Consider the following 20,114-nt stretch of genomic DNA (forward strand, 5'->3'; position numbering starts at 1 on the left):
GCCAGCGGGTCTCGGAGCCAGCCGGTCTCGGAGCCAGCCGGTCTCGGAGCCAGCGGGGCTCGGAGCCAGCGGGGCTCAGATCCGGCGGGTCTCAGGGGCGGCGGGGGCCTCGAAGCCGCCGCGCCTCATGACCTGCGCGCTTCATGACCCCCGCGCCTCATGACCTGCGTGCTTCATGACCCCCGAGCCTCATACCCTCCGCGTCTCAGAGCCGGTGCGCCGTCCCCGCAGGACCCGCCCCCCGGGTGTCCAGCAGCAACTGGGCCTTCACGGCGAGCCCCTGCAGGTCGTACGTGCGGTGGGGCTGCAGCAGGACGGTCAGGTCGGCGTCGGCCGCCGCCTCGTACACCGAGTCGGCGCGCTCCACCTCGCGCCCCAGCACCCGCCACCGCGCGACGTACGGGTCGTGGTAGCTGAGCCGGGCGCCCAGCTCGATCAGCCGGGAGGCGATCTCCCGGGCGGGTGAGCCCTCCGCGTCGGCGACGTCGGCCTTGTAGCCGACGCCGAGCAGCAGGACGTGCGCGCCGCGCGCCGACTTCCCGTACTCGTTGAGCAGGGCCGTGCAGCGGCGGGTGACATAGCCCGGCATCCGCCCGTTGACCTGCTGCGCGAGCTCCACCATGCGCAGCGGGAGGCCGAGGCCGCGCTGCTGGTCGGCCATATGGCCGTGGTCGACCGGTACGCCATGGCCGCCGACGCCAGGGCCCGGGCGGAAGGACTGGAAGCCGAACGGCTTGGTCTCGGCGCAGCGGACCACGTCCCACACATCGACGCCGAGGTCGTGGCAGTACACCGCCATCTCGTTGACCAGGGCGATGTTGACGTGCCGGTAGTTGGTCTCCAGGACCTTGACGGTCTCGGCCTCGCGGGTGCCGCGGGCCCGGACGACCTTCTCGGTGAAGCGGCCGTAGAAGGCGGCGGCCGCCTCGGTGCAGGCGGGGGTGAGGCCGCCGATGACCTTGGGGGTGTTGGCGGGGCCGTGGGCGCGGTTGCCCGGGTCGTGGCGGCAGGGGGAGTAGGCGAGGTGGAAATCGCGCCCGGCCCGCAGCCCGGATCCCTCCTCGAGAAGCGGACGGAGGAATTCCTCGGTGGTGCCGGGGTACACGGTCGATTCCAGCAGAACGGTGGTGTGCGGACGCAGCCGCGCCGCGAGCGTACGGGCCGCCTCGCCGACCGCCGACAGATCCAGTCTGCGGTCGTCCCCGAGCGGGGTCGGTGCGCAGATCACGGCGGTGCGGACGCGGCCGAGCTCGGCGGGGTCGGCGGTGATCCGGAAGCCCTGGGAGGCCATCCGGCGCAGTTCGGCGGCGGACAGCCGGCCCTCGCCGCCCGAGCCGGAGGGCAGCCGTCCGGACCGGAGGTCGGCGGCGGCGCGCGGATCGGGGTCGTAGCCGACGGTACGGACGCCGGCGGCGGTGGCGGCCTGGGCGAGAGGAATACCGAGATGACCGAGTCCGATGACGGCGAGATCTGCGGGCATGACGTCGTGTCGTCCTTCCCGGGACGATGTCGAATGGCGCAAACCCCCCACAGACAGACTAAGCGGAAATATGACTCGTATTCAGTATTGATGGGAGGTGTTGGCGCAGTGTCGCGGCGGTGGGCGCGGCAGTGGCATGGCACGGAGGAGCGAAAGCCGGGAAAATCGGCAGGGCGGCGTGACGTCGATCGCAACGGGAGGCAGCGGTGAAGACACCGGCACTGGGACCGGCCGAGCGCGGCGAGGCGCTGGCCCGGATGGCGGACCGTGAGCTCGATGTGCTGGTCGTGGGCGGCGGAGTGGTCGGCGCGGGCACCGCGCTGGACGCCGCCACGCGCGGCCTGGAGACCGGTCTGGTCGAGGCGCGGGACTGGGCCTCCGGGACCTCCAGTCGGTCCAGCAAGCTGATCCACGGCGGACTGCGCTATCTGGAGATGCTCGACTTCGCACTGGTGCGCGAGGCGCTGAAGGAGCGCGGGCTGCTGCTGGAGCGGATCGCACCGCACCTGGTCAAACCGGTGCCGTTCCTGTATCCGCTGAAACACCGGGCCTGGGAGCGGCTCTACGCGGGATCGGGCGTCGCGCTCTACGACGCCATGTCGATCTCCTCCGGGCACGGCCGCGGACTGCCCACCCACCGCCATCTGTCCCGTCGGCGGGCGCTGCAGGTCGCCCCCTGCCTCAAGAAGGACGCGCTGGTCGGGGCGCTGCAGTACTACGACGCCCAGATGGACGACGCGCGCTATGTCGCCACGCTCGTGCGCACGGCGGCGAAATACGGCGCGCAGGTGGCCAACCGCGCGCGGGTGGTCGGCTTCCTGCGGGAGGGCGAGCGCGTGGTCGGCGCCCGGGTGCGCGACCTGGAGCAGGGGGGTGAGTTCGAGGTCCGCGCCCGGCAGGTGGTGAACGCCACCGGGGTGTGGACGGATGAGACACAGGCGCTGATCGGGGAGCGCGGCCAGTTCCATGTCCGGGCCTCCAAGGGCATCCACCTGGTCGTTCCCAAGGACCGCATCCACTCCACGACCGGGCTGATCCTGCGCACCGAGAAGAGCGTGCTGTTCGTGATCCCCTGGGGCAGGCACTGGATCCTCGGCACCACGGACACCGACTGGGACCTGGACAAGGCCCATCCGGCCGCCTCCAGCGCCGATATCGACTATCTGCTGGAGCATGTCAACGAGGTCCTCGCGGTGCCGCTGACCCGCGACGACGTGGAGGGCGTCTACGCCGGGCTGCGCCCGCTGCTGGCCGGGGAGTCGGACGCCACCAGCAAGCTCTCGCGCGAGCACACCGTGGCCCATCCGGTGCCGGGCCTGGTGGTGGTCGCGGGCGGCAAATACACCACGTACCGGGTGATGGCCAAGGACGCCGTCGACGAGGCGGTGCACGGCCTCGACCGCCGGGTCGGGCCCTGCGTCACCGAAGAGATCCCGCTGGTCGGCGCCGTCGGCTACAAGGCGCTGTGGAACGCCCGGGAGCGGATCGGCCGGCAGGTCGGGCTGCATGTGGCACGGATCGAGCATCTGCTCAACCGCTACGGTTCGGCGACGCAGGAGGTGCTGGACCTGATCGCGGCCGACCCGTCGCTGGGGAAGCCGCTCGCCGGGGCGGAGGACTATCTGCGCGCCGAGATCGTCTACGGCGTCTCGCACGAGGGGGCCCGCCATCTGGACGACGTCCTCACCCGCCGCACCCGCATCTCGATCGAGACCTTCGACCGCGGTACGCGCTGCGCCCGCGAGGCGGCCGAGCTGATGGCGCCCGTGCTGGGCTGGGGCGAGGACCAGACCGGCCGGGAGGTCCAGCACTACGAGAAGCGGGTGGAGGCGGAGCGCGAGTCCCAGCGGCAGCCGGACGATCTGACGGCGGACGCGGCGAGGCTGGGCGCGCCGGACATCATCCCGCTGTAGGAGGTGCGTGATCCCGCCGTGGAAGGCCGGTGTCCTACCGGCGAGGGCAGAACTCGGCCTCGAGGAGAGACGTTTCGCCGGTCAGCCCGGAACCGGCCGTGCTGTTGAGCCGGTAGGCGAGGGTGTGGCGGCCGTCGGGGGTGGCCACGGCCAGTGCGTAGGAGCCGTTGATCTCGCCGTTGTGGCCCCACAACGTCACTCCGCACGGCAGCCGCACCGGGAACAGCCCCATGCCGTACTGGCCGTCGGAGGCGGAGGTGTTGCGCATCTGTCGCAGCTCGGCCGGGGGCACGACCGTGCCGCGCAGCAGCCCGGAGAGGAGGCGGCTCAGATCGTCGAGCGTGGAGACCAGCTCCCCCGCGGCCCCCGCGAAGGAGGGGTTGAGGTCGGTGACATCGCGTCGGGCGCCGTCGCTCCGGGCCTCGCTGTCCCGGGCCCCGCCGTCCCGTGTGTACGCGCGGCCGTGCGGGGCCGGGAGGGTGGTGCGGGTGCCGGGGAAGGAGGTGCCGTGCAGGCGCAGCGGGTCGAGCTCCTCGCGCCGGGCCTCGGCCGCGTAGGAGTGGCCGGTGGCCCGCTGGACGACCATGCCCAGCAGGACGTAGTTGGTGTTGGAATAGCGCCATTTGGACCCGGGCGCGAAGTACGGGCGGTGGGTGAGGGCGGTCCGCACCAGGGAGGCGGGGGTGCGGGTGCGGTCGGCCGCGGCGGAGAGCTGACGCGCCAGTGCCGGGTCCTCGGTGTAGTCGAACAGCCCGCTGGTGTGGTTCAGAAGCTGACGAATCGTGATGTTCCGGCCGTCGTTGCCGTGGCCGCGCACCAGCCCCGGAAGGTGCTTCTCCACCGTGTCGTCCAGGCCGAGCCGCTTCTGTGCGGCCAGCCGCAGGGTCACCGCCGCCATGACGGTCTTGGTGAGGCTGCCCGCTCGGAAGTGGTCACTCCGGTGGATCCGGCGTCCGGTGCGGACGTCCGCGACCCCCGCCGCGATGAACCGTGTGCCCCCGCCCTTCCGGCGGATGAGCACCCCCGCCCCCGGCGCGTCGCCCTGCGCGGCCAAGCGGCGTACGGCGGTGCGCACGGCGCCGCCATGACCACCGCCCGCGCCGCCATGACCACCGCCCGCGCCCTCATTCGCCCGCGGGTCCGCGTCCCGGCCCGTTCCCGTGGCCGCCGTTCCGCAGCCGGACAGGGCGAGTCCGAGGGCGGCCGTGAGCGCCACAGCGGTCGGCATACGGCTCCGCCTGTGCCATCGTATGGCGGAGATGGGCATGACACGGACCTCCGTTTCCTGCGTACGTCCAGATGGTCGCAGGTACCGCGGTGGCCGCCACGCCGCGCCCCGGACCCCGGGCGGTTCCGGGTCCGCGGATGAGAGACAATGGACGCTCTCCCAGGGTGGGTTCAGGGTGGGTAGATTCGCAGAGGGGTCGCATGTCGGAGGCTGAGAAGACGCAGGGTTCGACTGGGCGCCTCCTCGCCGGGCGGTACCGGCTCGGAGAGATCCTCGGTCAGGGCGGCATGGGCACGGTCTGGCGTGCGAGTGACCAGACCCTCGGCCGTACGGTCGCGGTCAAGGAGCTGCGCTTCCCGTCCAGCGTGGAGGAGGACGAGAAGAGACGGCTCATCACCCGTACGCTGCGCGAGGCGAAGGCGATCGCCCGGATCCGCAGCAACGGCGCCGTCACCGTCTATGACGTGGTCGACGAGGACGACCGCCCGTGGATCGTCATGGAGCTCATCGAGGGGCGTTCGCTCGCCGATGTCGTCCGCGACGACGGCCCGCTGACCCCGCGGCGCGCCGCCGAGGTCGGGCTCGCCGTCCTCGATGTGCTGCGCGCCGCCCACCAGGCGGGCATCCTGCACCGCGATGTGAAGCCCTCCAACGTGCTGATCTCGGACGACGGCCGGGTCGTCCTCACCGACTTCGGCATCGCCCAGGTCGAGGGCGACCCCTCGGTGACCTCGACCGGCATGCTCGTCGGCGCGCCCTCCTACATCTCCCCGGAGCGGGCCCGCGGCCAGAAGCCGGGTCCGCCGGCCGACCTGTGGTCGCTGGGCGGGCTGCTGTACGCGGCGGTGGAGGGTGTGCCGCCGTACGACAAGAGCACGGCCATAGCGACATTGACCGCCGTGATGACCGAGCCGGTGGAGCCGCCGAAGAACGCGGGCCCGCTGGAGGAGGTCATCTACGGTCTGCTCACCAAGGACCCGGCCCTGCGGCTCGACGAGGCCGGGGCGCGGGTGCTGCTGGAACACGCGGTGAGCGCCCCCGAGGAGACCAAGGTCCCCGCCGACGCGACCCGCACGATGAGCCTGCCGCCCGCCCCGTCGGCGGAGGACGAGGCCGCCGCCGAGGCCAAGGAGCCGGGCGTCTCGGAGCGCAGGCGCGGTGCGCTGAAGTCCGTGCGCAACGCGGCGGCCACGGCGGCCACGAAGAAGGCGGACAGCGGGAGCGCGGCGGGGCCGGCGGAGAAGTCGGGCGCGTCCGGGACTGCGAAGGCCGGGGCTGCGAAATCCGGCGCGGCGAAGTCCGGCGCGGCGGCGAAGGCCGAGCCGGCCGCCGCGACGCCCGCGGGCGCGCCCGCCCCGCGGCCCGCCGCACCGCCGCGCGCCTCGATCACCGATGTGGTCCCCAGGCGCACGCTGATCATCATCGCGGTGGTCGTGGTGCTCGCCATCGTGGGCACCGTGCTCGCCGTCGTCCTGAGTAACGGCGGAGACGGCGACAAGGCCAAGGGCGCCTCGGGCGGCGACAAGTCGACCTCGGCCGGGGCCTCGGGCGGTGCCAAGGACGACCAGGGCGCCGACAAGGCGGGCCAGTCGGAGGGCGCGTCGCCGAAGGCGGGGAGCTCCGGCAGAAAGTCGGGTTCGCAGCCGGGCACGGACGCCTCCGAGAGCTCGGACGACAACTCGGGCAAGGGCGGCGGCGGAAGCGGCGACGACAGCGGTAAGGGCAAGGGCGGCGGCGGTAAGGGCGGCCTGCCCGACGGCTACCAGACCGTGAAGTCCGCCGACTTCCCGTTCAGCATGGCCATGCCGGAGGGCTGGTCGGTCCACTCCGGGAGCTATGCCGGAAGCCGTAAGTACTACGGCGGGTCCAGCGTTCCGCGTATTCAGATCGACTTCACCAACGCGCCGAGGTCGGACGCGGAGGCGGACTGGCGCAAGGGCGAGGACAACGCCCGGCGCACCATGGCCGGCTACAAGGGCCTCGGCATCAAGTCGATCGACTGGCGCGGCTATCCGACCGTCGCGGACTGGGAGTTCGAGCGCGATCAGGACGGCAAGCGGGTCCGGGTGCTCAACCGCGGCTTCAAGGCGGACGGCAGCCATGGCTTCGCCATACTGATCACCTGCGAGGCGAGCAAGTGGAACGACAAGGAGTGCGCCACCCTCCGTCAGACCGCCTTTAACACCTTCAAGATTACGGACTGAACACTCCTGTCGGCGAAGCGTCGTTCGGGCACGTATTGTGAGAGGCCCTAGACTGTGCGCGGCCGCTGGAACCCGCCCAAAAACGACCACATTTGACGGTTTCACGCTGCGCTGATCGCTGATGAGGGCGGCGTTGATCGCGCGCTTGGGGAGGCGTCGTGGAGGAGTACGCGGGCCGGGTGCTGGCCGACCGCTATCGCCTGCCCCTTCCGCCCGCCGATGAGTACGAACTCATCGAGACCCGCGCCTTCGACACCTACAGCGGACAGGAAGTCCATCTGCGGCAGATACCGCTGCCGGAGGTCGTCGACGCCGAAGTCGTCGACGAGGACGCGCGGTGGGGCGGCGGCGGGCCCTCGGGACGGAACGGCACGTTCGCCGGTGCCGGGCGTACGGCCCGGGGCGGCGGTGATCCGGCCGTCCGGCGCGCCATCGCGGCGGCGACGTCCGCCGCGCAGATCCCCGACCATCCGCGGCTCGGCCAGGTCTTCCATGTCTTCGCGGAGGCCGGAAGCCTGTGGATCGTCAGCGAACTGGTCTCCGGCCGCCCGCTGGCCGCGCTGCTCGCCGAGGGCACGCTGTCCCCGCACCGCGCCGCCGAGGTCGCCAACGACGTCCTTACGGCGCTCGGCGCCCTGCACGCCCATGGCTGGGTCCACCGCAACATCACCACCCGTACGGTGCTGTTGTGCGACGACGGCCGCGCGATGCTCATGGGGCTGGCGGCGGGCGCGGCGGAAGAGGCGCTGTGCGGCTACGACCCCGTTCCGGCGCCCGCGTCCTCGCCGTCGACCGGCGACCCCGCCGCCGAGGAGCCCCGGCCGGATGAGACCCCGGCCGCCTTGCCGCAGGGCCCGGAGGGCTCCGGCGACCAGCCGGACCGGCCCCAGGGCCAGGCCGGGCGAGGAGACGAAGGGCGCGTCGCCATCCCCGGAGCCCGTACGGGAGAGGGCGGCGAGGCGCGGCCGAACGGCGGCCCGCGCTACCGCGACCAGGGCCCCGCCGGAGGTTTCCTGCCCCCGGGCGGCCCTTACGGCGGCCATGAACCGGCGGGGGCCGGTTCGCGGCCCGACGCCGAGGGCCGGGAACACAGTGGCCACGGCACGGAGACGGGCCTGCCCGAGTCACGGACGCCTTACGGCGACCACGGGGCGGCGGAGGCGAGTTCGGGGCCCGGCCTCGGCGGTCCGGTGTACCGGGATCAGGTGACGTTCGGTCCGGGGACCGGCGGGCCCATGGCTCCCTACCGGGACAAGGGGGCCGCCGGCGGGCTGCCCGGGCCGCGCCGGGCGGGGCAGCCGGGAAGCAGGGAGGGCGAACCGGGCGGCACCGGTGCCGACGCGCCCAGCGCGGCCGCCCGGGCCGCGCGGGCCAGCGCCATCGCCGCCTACGCGGCGGGCGCGCGAGCCGCCGCGCGGGCCAACGTCGAGGCGGCCACCCGCTCCCCGCACGCCCCCGAGCCCGCCCCCGCGGCCACGCCCGAGCCCGAGCCGGAGCCCGGCGGCGCCCCATGGCCCGGTCAGCCGGACCGTGAGGAGAGCGCCCAGCCGGCCGCCTCCGAAGGCGGCGGCTCCTGGGACACCGGCGGAGCCGCCGCCGGCGGCCCCGCCACCGCGCTCGCCGCCGAACGGGCCCGCCAGGCCCGCATCGTCGTGGTCGGCGCCGTCACCGAGCGGTGGGCACCCGAGCAGGCCGGACCGGTCCATGAGAACTGGCGGCTGGCGCCACCGGTCGGCCCCGCCGCCGATCTGTGGGCGCTCGGCGCGCTGCTGTTCCGCGCGGTGCAGGGCCATGCCCCGTACCCGGAGGAGAGCGCCGCCGAGCTGGTGCAGATGGTCTGCGGGGAGGCGCCCGCGTACGCGGAGGAATGCGGTCCGCTGCGCCCCGTCGTCGAGTCGCTGATGCGCCAGGACCCCACCGAGCGCCCCGACTTCGAGGAGCTGCGCGGCTGGCTGCGGTCCCTGATCCGGTCGGCGCCCGAGCCGGACGTCGGCAGCAGTACGGTCACGGTGCCGTCGCTCGGCGCGGGCGGGGCGTCCGACCCCCGGCGGCTGCCGATCGTCCGCCGGCGGGGCTGGCTGGTGCGCAGGGGCCGGGGCCGCCGCCCCGCGGCGGCGGCCGACGCGGCGGCCGGGCACGCCCGGCACCGGCGCGACAAGCGGGAGAAGAGGGAGGTCCGGGAGGCTCGGGCGCCCCGGGAGACGCGGGCAACTCGGGCGCCCCGGGAGAAGACAGAGCCTCGGGAGGCCCGGGAGACCCGGCAGGCGTCGGCGCCCGCCCAGCGCAAGCCGCGCAGGCTGGGGCGGATGCTGTTGCTGCTGATCTTCCTGGTGCTGGCGGCGGCGGTGGTCTACGCGATGATGTTCATGCCGCGCGCCAAGGACGACGACGGCCAGGGCCGTACGGGTTCGGCCGGTACGCCGAGCGCGGCGCCGCACGACCCCGCAGGCGGCGACGGCAACGAGGGGAAGGCCGGAAAGCCGGCCGACCCCGGCGACCAGGAGCCGCAGTCCACCGATCCGGCCGGGCTGGCGAAGGGCTTCGCGGTCCGCAAGGACCCCAAGGGCTTCAAGGTCGCCGTCCACGAGGACTGGACCCGCCGGGGCGAGAACGGCCGCGGCCAGATCCGCTACATCGGCGGCGACTTCGAGCTGGTGGTCGTGGCCGGACGGGACAAGATGTCCGAGTTCGGCGGCGACCCGATGGCGTACCAGCAGGACCGCGAGGCCGAACTGGCCGCCTTCCGCGGCTCCTCCTGGGCCTCGTCCTCAGGGCTGCGGCGGATCGACGTCGGCCGGACGGCGATGGCGGAGGGCTCGTTCAGCTGGCGCGACAGCAGCGGGCGGAACGTGTACGCGCGCAATCTCGCGATGCTGATCGACGGCCGCTACCACGTGGTCCTGGTCATCGGCCCGTCCGACGAGCGCAGCGCGGTCAACCGCTACTTCGAGCAGGCCACGGCCACGTACAGCACGACCAACGGCTAGCGCTCAGGCGTCGTCCCGGGCCTGGGTTTCTCCTGAGCTTCTTCGCGTGCTGCCTGGGCGCCGTCCCATGCCGCCTGGGCGCCGTGCTCCGCGAACCGCTCCCGCAGTCGGTACTTGAGCACCTTACGGAGCGTCTCATTGCGGGGCAGGGCGTCCACCACTTCGAGCCGTTCCGGCAGCTTGTGCACCGACAGCCCCGCCGTGCGCAGATACGACACCGCCCGGCCGAGCGTCAGCGCCTCCGCCCCCGCCGGCTGCTCCACGACGGCGCAGACCAGCTCGCCCCGGTCGCGGTCGGGCAGGCCGATCACCGCCACATCACCCACGTCCGGGTGCTGGTACAGGAGCTGCTCGATCTCCTTGGCCGAGATGTTCTCGCCCTTGCGGATGATGATGTCCTTGGCGCGGCCGGTCAGCACCAGATGGCCGCTCTCCGTGAGATGGCCGAGGTCGCCGGTAAGGAAGAAGCCGTCCGCGTCGAACGCCTTACGGGTCTCGGCGTCGTCCAGATATCCGGCACAGACCGCCTCGCCGCGCAGCCCCACCTGACCGTCCACCACCCGGATCTCCATCTCCCGGGGCGGCCGGCCCTCGGTGGTGGCGAGGTTCTCGTCCGTGTCGTCCGGCGCACCCATGGTGATCATGGGGACTTCGGTCATCCCGTAGCCGTGGGTGAGCGTGCAGCCCAGCTCCCGTACGACCTCGTAGTAGAGCTCGGGCGGTTTGGGCGCGCCGCCGCCCGCGAGGAGCCGCAGGGTGGGGATGAGCCTGCGCGAGGGGTCCTTGCGCTGTTCGGCCAGGAACATCGAGTAGAAGGCGGTGCTGCCGCCCGCGACCGTCACCCCGTGCCGCCGGTAGGCGGGCAGCGACTCCGGCAGGGAGAAGTGCTCCAGCAGCACGGCCGGGAAGCCGTACAGCAGCAGCATCACGGTGTAGTCCGGCCCGGCGACATGGGCGTACGGGAAGGCCATGGACCCCACGTCGTCCGGGCCGAGCCGCAGCGCGTGGGCGAGGCAGGCGCCGGCGGCGATGAGGCTGCGGTCGGTGTGCAGCACGCCCTTGGGGTCGGAGGTGGTGCCCGAGGTCCAGTAGATCCAGCGGACGGCCCGCCCGTCGGTGGGCGGCGGCGGGAGCCGCAGGGCCTTGGGGTCGGCCACCGGCAGGGTGTCGTACGCCTCGAAGACCAGTGGCGGTTCGGGCAGTTCGGCGGCCAGGCGCCGGGCCATCGCGGTGTGGTCGACGCCGCGCCAGTGGCCGGGCACGGCGAAGAACCGCGCCCCGGACTCGCGGAGCGCGAACCGCACCTCGCGGTCGCGGTAGTAGGGGATCAGCGGGGTCTGCACGGCGCCGAGGCGGGCGAGCGCCATGGTCAGCACGACCGTCTCGATCCGGGTGGGCAGTTGCCAGGCGACCCGGCTGCCGGGGCCTATCCCCATCCGGTACAGCCCGGCGGCGGTCCGCTCGGCGCGGGTGCGCAGGGCGCCGAAGGTCAGCCGCCGGTCATGGCGGGCGGAGGCGCCGGCCTGCAGCAGGGCGGGGGCGTCGGGGGTGAGCGCGGCACGCCGTTCGAGCAGTTCCCACAGCGTCGCCGAGCTGCCGAGCTCTTGCGCGTCTTGCGCGACGTCGGTCATCCCGGCCTCCCGTGGGACTCTTCCGGAACCGTTCGAGGCGATCGCGTGCTCGTGGCGCGGGGCTGAACCGCGCGCCGACCCGGCCCGACCCGCCCCGGCCCCGGACGATAACTGACGGACCATCAGATAGTGCTGGAAGCGTAAGGCCGCGCGCCTTGTCGGTCCAGGGGGTGCGGACTAGCCTGCGGATGCCCGCCCCTGTCTGACGGGCCATCAGAAAGGGAGGTCGGCCGCTGATGGATCTCGCCTTCACGGAGGACGAGGAGGACTTCCGGCACCGGCTGCGCGCCTGGCTCGCCGACGCCCTGCCCATGCTGCCGGACCGCCCGCATCCGGCCGACTGGCCCGGCCGCCGCGCCTATGACTGCGGCTGGCAGCGCATGCTCCACGACGCGGGCTACGCCGGGCTGCACTGGCCGAAGGACGCGGGGGGCCAGGGCGCGACGCCCACCCAGCATCTGATCTTCCTGGAGGAGACCGAGCGGGCCGGTGCCCCCTATGTGGGCGCCGGTTTCGTCGGTCTGCTGCACGCGGGCCCCACCATCGCCGCCGAGGGCACCCCCGAGCAGCGGGCCCGCTGGCTGCCGCCGATCCTGCGCGGGGACGAGGTGTGGTGCCAGGGGTTCTCCGAACCGGACGCCGGCTCCGACCTGGCGTCGCTGCGCACCCGGGCGGTACGGGACGGCGATACGTATGTCGTCAACGGGAGCAAGATCTGGACCTCGCACGCCGAGATCGCCGACTGGTGCGAACTATTGGTGCGCACCGCGCCGGTAAACGCCGACACGCCGAAGCACCGGGGCATCACCTGGCTGGCGATGCCGATGGACGCGCCCGGGGTGACGGTACGGCCGCTGCGGACCCTCGCCGGGACGGCGGAGTTCGCCGAGATGTTCCTGGACGAGGTGCGGGTGCCGGTCACCCACCGGGTCGGGGAGGAGAACGACGGCTGGCGGGTGACCATGGTGACCCTCTCCTTCGAGCGCGGTACGGCCTTCGTGGGCGAAGTGGTCGCCTGCAGGCGGGTGCTGGAGGCGCTGGCCCGCACGGCGAAGGCCAACGGACGCTGGGACGACGCGGTGTTGCGGCGCCGGTTGGGGCGGCTCGCGGCGGAGTGCGCGGCGCTGTGGCGGCTCACCCAGTGGAATGTGAGCGAGGCGCAGCGCACCGGCGGGGTGCCGGGCGTCGGCGGCTCGGTCTTCAAACTGCGCTTCTCACAGGTGCGGCAGGAGCTGTACGAGGCGGCCGCCGAGGTGCTGGGGCCGGACGCGCTGGACGCCGGTCAGGAGTGGGTCGCGGACCGGCTCTCGTCGCTCTCGTACACGATCGCCGCGGGGACCTCGCAGATTCAGCGGAACATCGTGGCCGAGCGGATCCTCGGCCTGCCGAAGGGACGGTGAGCGAAGCCGTGGACTTCCAGCTCACGGACGACCAGCGGGCGCTGCGGGCGGGGATGCGCGAGCTGCTGGAACGGCGCTTTCCGCGGACCCGGCTGCGGGCGGCGGTGGACGGGGACACGGAGCGGAGTGCGGAGTTGGACCGGGCCCTGTGGCGGGAGCTGGGCGCGGCGGGGCTCTTCGCGCTGCGGGTGCCGGAGTCGGCGGGCGGGGTGGGACTGGGGCTGCCGGAGGCGGTGCTGGCCTTCGAGGAGGCGGGCCGGGCCCTGCTGCCGGGGCCGCTGGTCGCGACAGAACTGGCGGCCGGGCTTTCGGCGGCGTTGGCGGCGGGTGCTGTTCAGGGCGAGACGGTGGTGACGGCGCTGGACGAGGAGGGCGCGCGGGCGCCGGTCGAGCATCTGGCCTCCGCCGACGCGGTGCTGGCGCTGGGGTCGACGGCGGTCGAGTTGATCCCGGCGGCGGAGGTGGCGCGTGCGGCGGAGCCGATGCGGTCCGTTGACCCGGCCACCCCGCTGCACCGGACGGCGCCGACCCGAACCCGGCAGGACCAGGCGGGGCCGGGCCGTTCGGGGATCGCCGCCCGGCTGCGCCGCGAGGCGGCGCTGCTGACCGCGGCACAACAGCTCGGCAGCGCCTCCCGAACGGTCGAACTCGCGGTGGACCACGCCAAGCGGCGCACCCAGTTCGGTCGGCCGATCGGTGCCTTCCAGGCCGTACAGCATCTGTGCGCCCAGATGCTGGTACGCGCGGAATCATCCAGAAGTGTGGTGTATGCGGCGGCGGTCACAGAAGACCCGGGTGACATCGCGGCCGCCAAGCTGCTCGCCGATGAGGCCGCTGTCCACAATGCCCGCGATTGTCTACAAGTCCATGGCGGGATGGGCTTCACCTGGGAGGCGGATGTCCATCTGCATCTCAAGCGGGCCTGGGTGCGGGCAGGTCAGTGGCAGTGCGCGGCGGCGGCGGAGGAGGAGCTTGCGGCCGGGCTCGTGTCGACCGTTGAAACATGTTTGTAGCCGAGCTCGATGGATACGCCTGAATTGTTGGGATGTCGCATTCTCTGGGGAGATCCCCAGGGCGTCTGAGGTGACCGAGCGTTGATACCAGGTTGTTTCCTAGGCGTGACTCGTCACAGGGGGGAGTCGGGCCCGGGCTCGGGTACTCTCCGTGGGGTGCGAGCGCTTATGGGGTGCAAGAAGCCCGGCGTTGCCCATGGGGCGATTCCGGGCATGCCGATGTGCCCCGCTCGCGCCGGGTATGCGACGCCTGAGCTTCGGTGTTCGAGTCCTCAGGACGTGTGTCGCACAGTATGCCCCACGCATACTCCTTGGCGCTGGAATATGACCGAAGCGCTTGTTGGGGTGACTGTACGTCAACCATGCTGTCGCGCAAGTCTCCCAGCGGTAGCTGGGGGAACGTCACGGTCCGTGACCTCTTGGAGGTACAAGGCGATGTGTGTGCCGGTTCGGATGGTGTGAGCAGTGCAGGTGCTTCAGGCGCAGATGGAGGTCCGGCCCGATCCGGCGGAGGTGAGCCGTGCCCGTAGGTGGGCCCGTTCGCGGCTCGTCGGATCAGGGATCGGAGCCGACGAGCCGCTCGCTGAGACGTTGATTCTGCTCATTTCCGAACTCGTCACCAACGCCGTGGTGCACACCGGCTGCCCGGCCGTGCTGCGGATGCTCTTCCCCGCCCAGTCGATGGGCGGCGGGGGCGGCGGCGGGAACGGTGGCGGTGTCGGCGGAGGCGGGGCCCCAGGGCCGTTCGTGAGCCGGGGCGCGGGTCTGGGAACGGTCCGGGTCGAGGTCGCCGATGTCAGCGACCGCGCGCCGCGCCAGCGCTGTGCCGATGAGGAGGACACTCATGGGCGCGGTCTGGAGCTGGTCGACGGTCTCGCCGACCGATGGGGCTGGCAGCCGGAGGGCTCCGGCAAGCGGATCTGGTGTGAAATCGACCGCGCGAAGGGCGAAGAGCCGCTTTCCAGGAGGCGAGCGGCCTCTCATGCGCCGTCACACATAGGACGAACCAGGCAAAGTCCAGACCAGGTGTTGACGTGACGTGTTCGGTTGATCACTCTAGGATCAGCGATTCGTCGCGAGGGGACGCCGAGGGTTGTGGTGTCTCTGTGAGCCCTGTGTTCACGGTGACGTTCCTTGGCGAGTGCGGGTCGCGCCCCCGCTGCTGAACCAGGGCTCAGCGTCGGGAGCCGGGTGGCGGTGCGCGGTGCCGTGCTCGGGGCGCGCATGAGCGCACCGCCGCCCGAGAAGATCGACCCGCCGCCCCCTTCTGGGCCCGACGCGCGCTGTCCGTTGCGCGCGTCGGGGACGCCGAGGCGCCGGAGGGGGCGGGCGCCAGGGGGATGGGCGTGACGGGGGAATGGGCGTCAGAGGATCGCCACGGGGGCGACGGGAGCGCCCGTGCCACCGACGAACGGCTCGGGCGGGGCCGATAGCAGGAAGGCGTAGCGCCCCTCCTCGGCGCAGGCGTCGGAGAGTTCCTCCAGATTCCAGTTCTGGCCCTGGAGCATGCCCATCTCGACCAGGTCGAGGGCGTGGACCGGCATCCAGAGGTCCTCGATCTCCGGTGGGAAGACCTCGAAGGTCAAGGTGTCATTGGCGACCGCCGCCACATCGCGGGCATGGAACCACTCCGGTGTGCGCAGGGAGAGGCCCGGTGAGGGGTAGGCGTATGCCTCCTTCTCGCCCGCCAGATACCGCTGGATCTGCCCGGTGCGGACGAGGGCGATATCGCCGGGGCGCACCGTCGTCCCGGCCAGTTCCTCGGCGGCGTCGAGGTCTTCGGGGGTGACCGTATGCCCCTCGGGCAGCCGCTCGGTGCCCCGGGCGCGCGCCACATCGAGGAGGACCCCGCGCGAGACGAGGGGTCCCGCCTTCTCGATACCGCTGAAGGCGGCGCGGTCATGGGTGGTGATGGAGGCGGCGGGGCGGCCGTTGTAGATCCTGCCGGTGTGCGAGACATGGGCCAGTCCGTCCCAGTGGGTGCCGGCCTGGAGCCCCATCGTCACCGCGTCGTCGCTGGTCGCCACGGTACCTGGGCCGAACATCTCGAAGTTGACCGCGATCATCGTATGCAGCGGGTTGATCCGCCCGGGGATCACTCCGGTCTGGATGCCGTCCTGTCGCAGCGGCACCGCGAGCGGGATGCGACGGCCGGTCCGTATCGTCGCGGCGGCCTCCCGGACCACGGCATCGGTGATCAGGTTGAGCGTGCCGATCTCGTCGGCCGTCCCCCAGCGGCCCCAGTTGTTGACGCGCTTGGCGATCTCGTGGAACTCGGCTGGCAGCGGCATGGCATCTCCTTCGTCGTTCCCGGTCGTCGTTTGTGCGCGAGGGCTTGTACTCGGGCCGCGTCTGCTCAAAAATCTAACGGACCGTCAGAAACTCCGGGAGGGGACGCGACGTGGGCAACTTCTTGGACGGCAAGGTGGTAGCCGTCACCGGGGCCGGACGCGGTATCGGACGAGCGGTGGCTCTGGCCTGCGCGACCGAAGGGGCACGGGTCGTCGTCAACGACTACGGGGTCTCCATCGAGGGCGGCGAACCGAGCAGCGAGGTCGCCGTGGCCGTGGTCAAGGAGATCGTGGCGTCGGGCGGTGAGGCGGTCGCGGTCGCCGACGACGTCTCGACCATGGCCGGTGGCCAGCGGATCGTGGACACCGCGCTCGACCGGTACGGACGGCTGGACGGGGTCGTCTGCGTCGCCGGGATTCTGCGCGAGCGGATGCTCTTCAACATGTCCGAGGAGGAGTGGGACCCGGTCGTCGCCACCCATCTCAAGGGCACCTTCACGGTCTTCCGGGCGGCGTCGGCGGTGATGCGCCGCCAGCGCTCCGGCACCCTGGTCGGCTTCACCAGCGGCAACCACCAGGGCAGCGTCGCCCAGGCCAACTACGCCTCCGCCAAGGGCGGGATCATCTCCCTGGTGCGCAGCGCCGCGCTGGGGCTGCACAAGTACGGCGTCACGGCGAACTGTGTCGCACCGGTCGCCCGCACCCGGATGTCCGCCAATGTGCCGATGGAGCTCAAGGAGATCGGCGAGCCGGAGGATGTGGCGGCCCTGGTCGTCTATCTGCTGAGCGAACGCGCCCGCGCGGAGCGGATCACCGGCCAGGTCTATACGATCGCGGGCCCCAAGATCGCGGTCTGGGCCCAGCCGCGTGAGCTGCGCGCCGGATACACCGAGGGCGCCTGGACGCCGGACAAGATCGCCGACTTCCTCCCGGGCACGGTCGGCACCGATCCCATGCCGATGCTGGCCCAACTGGAGGCCATGGCCCAGGCCGCCGCCACCGGCCAACGCCCCAACGCCTGACCGCGACAAACGGCGACAACGGCAGGGCTTGCCGGGAACACCGACCAGCGCCGACGAGGGGAGAGGCCGTGGACTTCGCTTTCGGACCGGAGGACGAGCGGTTCCGCGCCGAGGCGCGCGACTGGCTGGCCGCGCACTTCACCGGACCGTTCGCCGCCCTCAAACAGGAGCCCGGCGGCCACCCCGGCGAGGCGCGCGGCGATATGACCGCCCGCCGCGCCTGGGAACGCGAGCTGAGCACGGGCGGCTGGATCGGCCTGGGCTGGGACCGTACGGACGGGGCGTACGGCAATCGCGCGGCGACGCTCACCCAACAGGTCGTCTGGGCCGAGGAGTACGCCCGCGCCGGGGCGCCCGGCCGACTGGGCCATATCGGCGAGAACCTCCTCGCGCCCACCTTGCTCGCGCACGGCGACTCCGCACAGCGCGCCCGTTTTCTGCCGCCCATCGCCCGTGCTGAGGAGCTGTGGTGCCAGGGCTACAGCGAACCCGACGCGGGCTCGGACCTCGCCGGGCTACGGACCCGCGCCGTCCGCGACCCGGGCGATGGCACCTATCGCATCACCGGGCAGAAGATCTGGACCTCCCTCGCCCACGAAGCCGACTGGTGCTTTGTGCTGGCGCGCACCGAGGAGGGCTCACAGCGTCATCATGGACTCTCCTTTCTGCTGGTGCCGATGGACCAGCCGGGACGGATCGAGGTGCGGCCGATCCGGCAACTGACCGGGACCGCGGAGTTCAACGAGGTGTTCTTCGACGGGGCCGTGGCCCGCGCCGAACACCTCGTCGGCGGCGCGGGCCACGGCTGGCGCGTGGCCATGAGCCTGCTCGCGGTGGAGCGCGGGGTCTCCACTTTGGTCCAGCAGATCGGCTTCGCCCAGGAGCTGAGCCGGGTGGTGCGACTGGCGCTGGAGACCGGCGCCGCAGAGGAGCCCGTCCTGCGTGACCGGCTCATACGGCAGTGGGCCGAGCTCAAGGCCATGCGCTGGAACGCCCTGCGCACCCTGGGCGCCGCACAGAAGCCCACCCCGAACCCGAACCCGAACCCGAACGCCAACCACGCCCGGGACCCTGCCCTTCACCCTGCCTCGAACGACGCCCGGGACCCCGCTCCGCGGAAGGGTGCCGCCCACGACCTCCCCCCGGGGAGCGCGGACCCCCAGGCCCCCGGCCCACGGGACCCCGGCCCGCAGGACCCCGGCGCGCAGGACCTCGGCGCGCCCAGCGTCGCCAAGCTGCTGTGGGGCGGCTGGCATCAGCGGCTCGGCGAGCTGGCCGTGCAGGTGAGGGGCGCCGCGGCCGCACTCGGCCCGGCGCGCTGGACCGCCGGCCGGCCGTACGAACTCGACGCCTTCCAGCGTCTCTTCCTCTTCTCCCGCGCCGACACCATCTACGGCGGCTCGGACGAGATCCAGCGCACCATCATCGCCGAGCGCGTACTTCACCTCCCCAAGGAATCACGCCGATGACGAAGACCTATGCGCACTGGATCGGCGGCTCGTGGCGGGATCCCGGGAACGGGCACTACCCCGTCATCAATCCCGCCACCGAGGAGACCGTCGGCCATGCCCCCGAGGCCGACCCGGCCGACGTGGACGCCGCCGTCCGGGCCGCCCGCGCCGCGTACGACGGCTGGTCGCGCACTACCCCCCGGGAGCGCGCCGCCGTACTCGACAGGGCCGCCGATCTGCTCGCCGAGCACACCCCGGACCTGGTGCCCCTCGTCCAGGCGGAGACCGGGGCGACGCTGCGCGTCACCTCCTCCCTCCAGGTGCCCCCGGCGATCGACCGCTTCCGCCGCTATGCGCGCGGCGCCCTCGAACCGGACACGGTGCCGCTCGCCCCGCTGCCCATGGCCGCCACCCCGCTGGCGCCCGGCGGGCTGATCGGAGCGGCAGCGGTCCGCCGTCCTCTTGGTGTCGTCGGTTGCATCACCTCCTACAACTTCCCTCTCACGAATCTCGCGGGCAAGGTCGCCCCGGCCCTGGCCATGGGCAATACGGTCGTGGCCAAACCCGCGCCGCAGGACCCGCTGTGCTGTTTGGAACTCGGCCCCCTGCTCAAGGAGGCCGGGCTCCCGGACGGTGCCTTCAATGTCGTCACCGGCTCGCGCGCGGCCGCCGGCGAGGCGCTGGTCGCGCACCCCGGTGTCGACATGGTCAGCTTCACCGGATCCACCGCCGTGGGTAAGAAGATCGCCGAATCCGCGGGGAGGTCGATGAAGCGCACCCTGATGGAACTGGGGGGCAAGGGCGCGGCCATCGTCCTGGGGGACGCCGACGAGCGAGCGATCGCGTCGGCGGTCGGGGCGGTCGGTTCGACCTTCTCCTTTCACAGCGGGCAGATCTGCACGGCGCCGACCCGTGTGCTCGTCCATCGATCGCTGTACGAGAAGGTCATCGCCGCACTCACACATTACGCAGAGTCACTGAAGATCGGGAACCCTGTGGATAACTCCACGATCGTCGGTCCGTTGATCTCCGCCGCGCAGCGCGATCGCGTCGAGGCGTATGTCTCCGACGCCCGTGAGCAGGGCGCCCGGATCGTCGTGGGCGGCGAACGCCCCGCCCGCAAGCCCGGCTTCTACGTCGCCCCCACCCTCATCGCCGACGCCGGCCCCGCGATGACCGTCGCGCGGGAGGAGCTGTTCGGACCGGTCGTCGTGGCCATGCCCTTCGATGACGAGGACGAGGCGGTGCGGATCGCCGACGCCACCCCCTACGGCCTCTACGACTACGTCTTCAGCGCCGACGCGGGCCGCGCCTGGACCCTCGCCGCCCGTCTGCGCAGCGGAAACGTCGGCATCAACACCGCCCAGCGCCACCCCGAGACGCCGTTCGGCGGGTTCAAGGAAAGCGGAGTCGGCCGCGACGGCGGCTCGTTCGGCCTGCACGCGTACAGCGAACTCCAGTCGCTGGTCTGGGTCTCCTGAGGCACCGGAAGGG

The 20,114-nt window shown here is 72.4% G+C and carries 13 protein-coding genes; 9 read left to right on the top strand and 4 right to left on the bottom strand.

Annotation, left to right across the window (positions count from 1 at the left end):
- Nucleotides 1-205: 205 nt before the first annotated feature.
- A complete protein-coding gene (locus tag STRVI_RS03535; protein WP_014054241.1) occupies nt 206-1,480 on the bottom strand; it encodes a nucleotide sugar dehydrogenase in 1,275 nt (424 codons plus the stop codon).
- Nucleotides 1,481-1,686: 206 nt separating this feature from the next.
- Here STRVI_RS03535 and STRVI_RS03540 point away from each other — a divergent pair, with 206 nt between their 5' ends.
- Nucleotides 1,687-3,393, top strand: coding sequence for a glycerol-3-phosphate dehydrogenase/oxidase (locus STRVI_RS03540; protein ID WP_014054242.1), 1,707 nt, complete (start codon nt 1,687-1,689; stop codon nt 3,391-3,393).
- Nucleotides 3,394-3,427: 34 nt separating this feature from the next.
- On the opposite strand, the gene STRVI_RS03545 is transcribed toward STRVI_RS03540, so the two are convergent.
- Nucleotides 3,428-4,621 (bottom strand): serine hydrolase domain-containing protein, encoded by a 1,194-nt coding sequence (locus STRVI_RS03545; protein ID WP_251982550.1) that lies wholly within the window; start codon nt 4,619-4,621, stop codon nt 3,428-3,430.
- Nucleotides 4,622-4,821: 200 nt separating this feature from the next.
- Between STRVI_RS03545 and STRVI_RS03550 the strand changes: the two genes are divergently transcribed.
- Both STRVI_RS03550 and STRVI_RS03555 read left to right on the top strand, forming a co-directional pair.
- Nucleotides 4,822-6,825, top strand: a complete 2,004-nt coding sequence (locus tag STRVI_RS03550) for a serine/threonine-protein kinase (protein WP_014054244.1) — start codon at nt 4,822-4,824, stop codon at nt 6,823-6,825.
- 158 nt (nt 6,826-6,983) lie between these two features.
- Nucleotides 6,984-9,812 (top strand): protein kinase, encoded by a 2,829-nt coding sequence (locus tag STRVI_RS03555; protein ID WP_014054245.1) that lies wholly within the window; start codon nt 6,984-6,986, stop codon nt 9,810-9,812.
- Here STRVI_RS03555 and STRVI_RS03560 read toward each other — a convergent pair.
- The gene (locus STRVI_RS03560; RefSeq protein WP_014054246.1) at nt 9,809-11,443 is read right to left on the bottom strand and encodes an AMP-binding protein; all 1,635 of its coding nucleotides are present in this window, start codon (nt 11,441-11,443) and stop codon (nt 9,809-9,811) included. The genes STRVI_RS03555 and STRVI_RS03560 overlap by 4 nt on opposite strands.
- A 236-nt stretch (nt 11,444-11,679) precedes the next feature.
- On the opposite strand from STRVI_RS03560, the gene STRVI_RS03565 reads away from it, so the two are divergent.
- The 3 genes from STRVI_RS03565 (at nt 11,680) to STRVI_RS54010 (ending at nt 14,894) form a co-directional block, all read left to right on the top strand.
- A complete protein-coding gene (locus STRVI_RS03565) occupies nt 11,680-12,843 on the top strand; it encodes an acyl-CoA dehydrogenase family protein (protein WP_014054247.1) in 1,164 nt (387 codons plus the stop codon).
- Between the two features lie 8 nt (nt 12,844-12,851).
- On the top strand, nt 12,852-13,856 hold the full coding sequence (locus tag STRVI_RS03570; RefSeq protein ID WP_014054248.1) for an acyl-CoA dehydrogenase family protein: 1,005 nt from the start codon (nt 12,852-12,854) through the stop codon (nt 13,854-13,856).
- Between the two features lie 465 nt (nt 13,857-14,321).
- Entirely contained in the window at nt 14,322-14,894 is a 573-nt protein-coding gene (locus tag STRVI_RS54010; protein ID WP_014054249.1) for an ATP-binding protein, read from the top strand.
- 326 nt (nt 14,895-15,220) lie between these two features.
- Here STRVI_RS54010 and STRVI_RS03580 read toward each other — a convergent pair whose 3' ends face one another.
- Nucleotides 15,221-16,147, bottom strand: a complete 927-nt coding sequence (locus STRVI_RS03580) for a cyclase family protein (protein WP_014054250.1) — start codon at nt 16,145-16,147, stop codon at nt 15,221-15,223.
- A gap of 110 nt (nt 16,148-16,257) precedes the next feature.
- On the opposite strand from STRVI_RS03580, the gene STRVI_RS03585 reads away from it, so the two are divergent.
- From STRVI_RS03585 to STRVI_RS03595, 3 genes are all read left to right on the top strand, one after another.
- Nucleotides 16,258-17,169, top strand: a complete 912-nt coding sequence (locus tag STRVI_RS03585; protein WP_014054251.1) for an SDR family oxidoreductase — start codon at nt 16,258-16,260, stop codon at nt 17,167-17,169.
- 68 nt (nt 17,170-17,237) lie between these two features.
- The gene (locus tag STRVI_RS03590) at nt 17,238-18,638 is read left to right on the top strand and encodes an acyl-CoA dehydrogenase family protein (RefSeq protein WP_014054252.1); all 1,401 of its coding nucleotides are present in this window, start codon (nt 17,238-17,240) and stop codon (nt 18,636-18,638) included.
- The gene (locus tag STRVI_RS03595; protein WP_014054253.1) at nt 18,635-20,101 is read left to right on the top strand and encodes an aldehyde dehydrogenase family protein; all 1,467 of its coding nucleotides are present in this window, start codon (nt 18,635-18,637) and stop codon (nt 20,099-20,101) included. The genes STRVI_RS03590 and STRVI_RS03595 overlap by 4 nt, the downstream gene beginning before the upstream one ends.
- Nucleotides 20,102-20,114 lie beyond the last annotated feature (13 nt).

Source organism: Streptomyces violaceusniger Tu 4113 (assembly GCF_000147815.2).
In the GTDB taxonomy this organism is placed as follows: Bacteria; Actinomycetota; Actinomycetes; order Streptomycetales; family Streptomycetaceae; genus Streptomyces; species Streptomyces violaceusniger_A.

Bases quoted from the DNA above. Each gene is read 5' to 3' on its own strand.
- STRVI_RS03580 (WP_014054250.1), bottom strand. From the start codon at position 16,147: ATGCCGCTGCCAGCCGAGTTCCACGAGATCGCCAAGCGCGTCAACAAC.
- STRVI_RS03565 (WP_014054247.1), top strand. From the start codon at position 11,680: ATGGATCTCGCCTTCACGGAGGACGAGGAGGACTTCCGGCACCGGCTG.
- STRVI_RS03595 (WP_014054253.1), top strand. From the start codon at position 18,635: ATGACGAAGACCTATGCGCACTGGATCGGCGGCTCGTGGCGGGATCCC.
- STRVI_RS03550 (WP_014054244.1), top strand. From the start codon at position 4,822: ATGTCGGAGGCTGAGAAGACGCAGGGTTCGACTGGGCGCCTCCTCGCC.
- STRVI_RS03560 (WP_014054246.1), bottom strand. From the start codon at position 11,443: ATGACCGACGTCGCGCAAGACGCGCAAGAGCTCGGCAGCTCGGCGACG.
- STRVI_RS03545 (WP_251982550.1), bottom strand. From the start codon at position 4,621: ATGCCGACCGCTGTGGCGCTCACGGCCGCCCTCGGACTCGCCCTGTCC.
- STRVI_RS03535 (WP_014054241.1), bottom strand. From the start codon at position 1,480: ATGCCCGCAGATCTCGCCGTCATCGGACTCGGTCATCTCGGTATTCCT.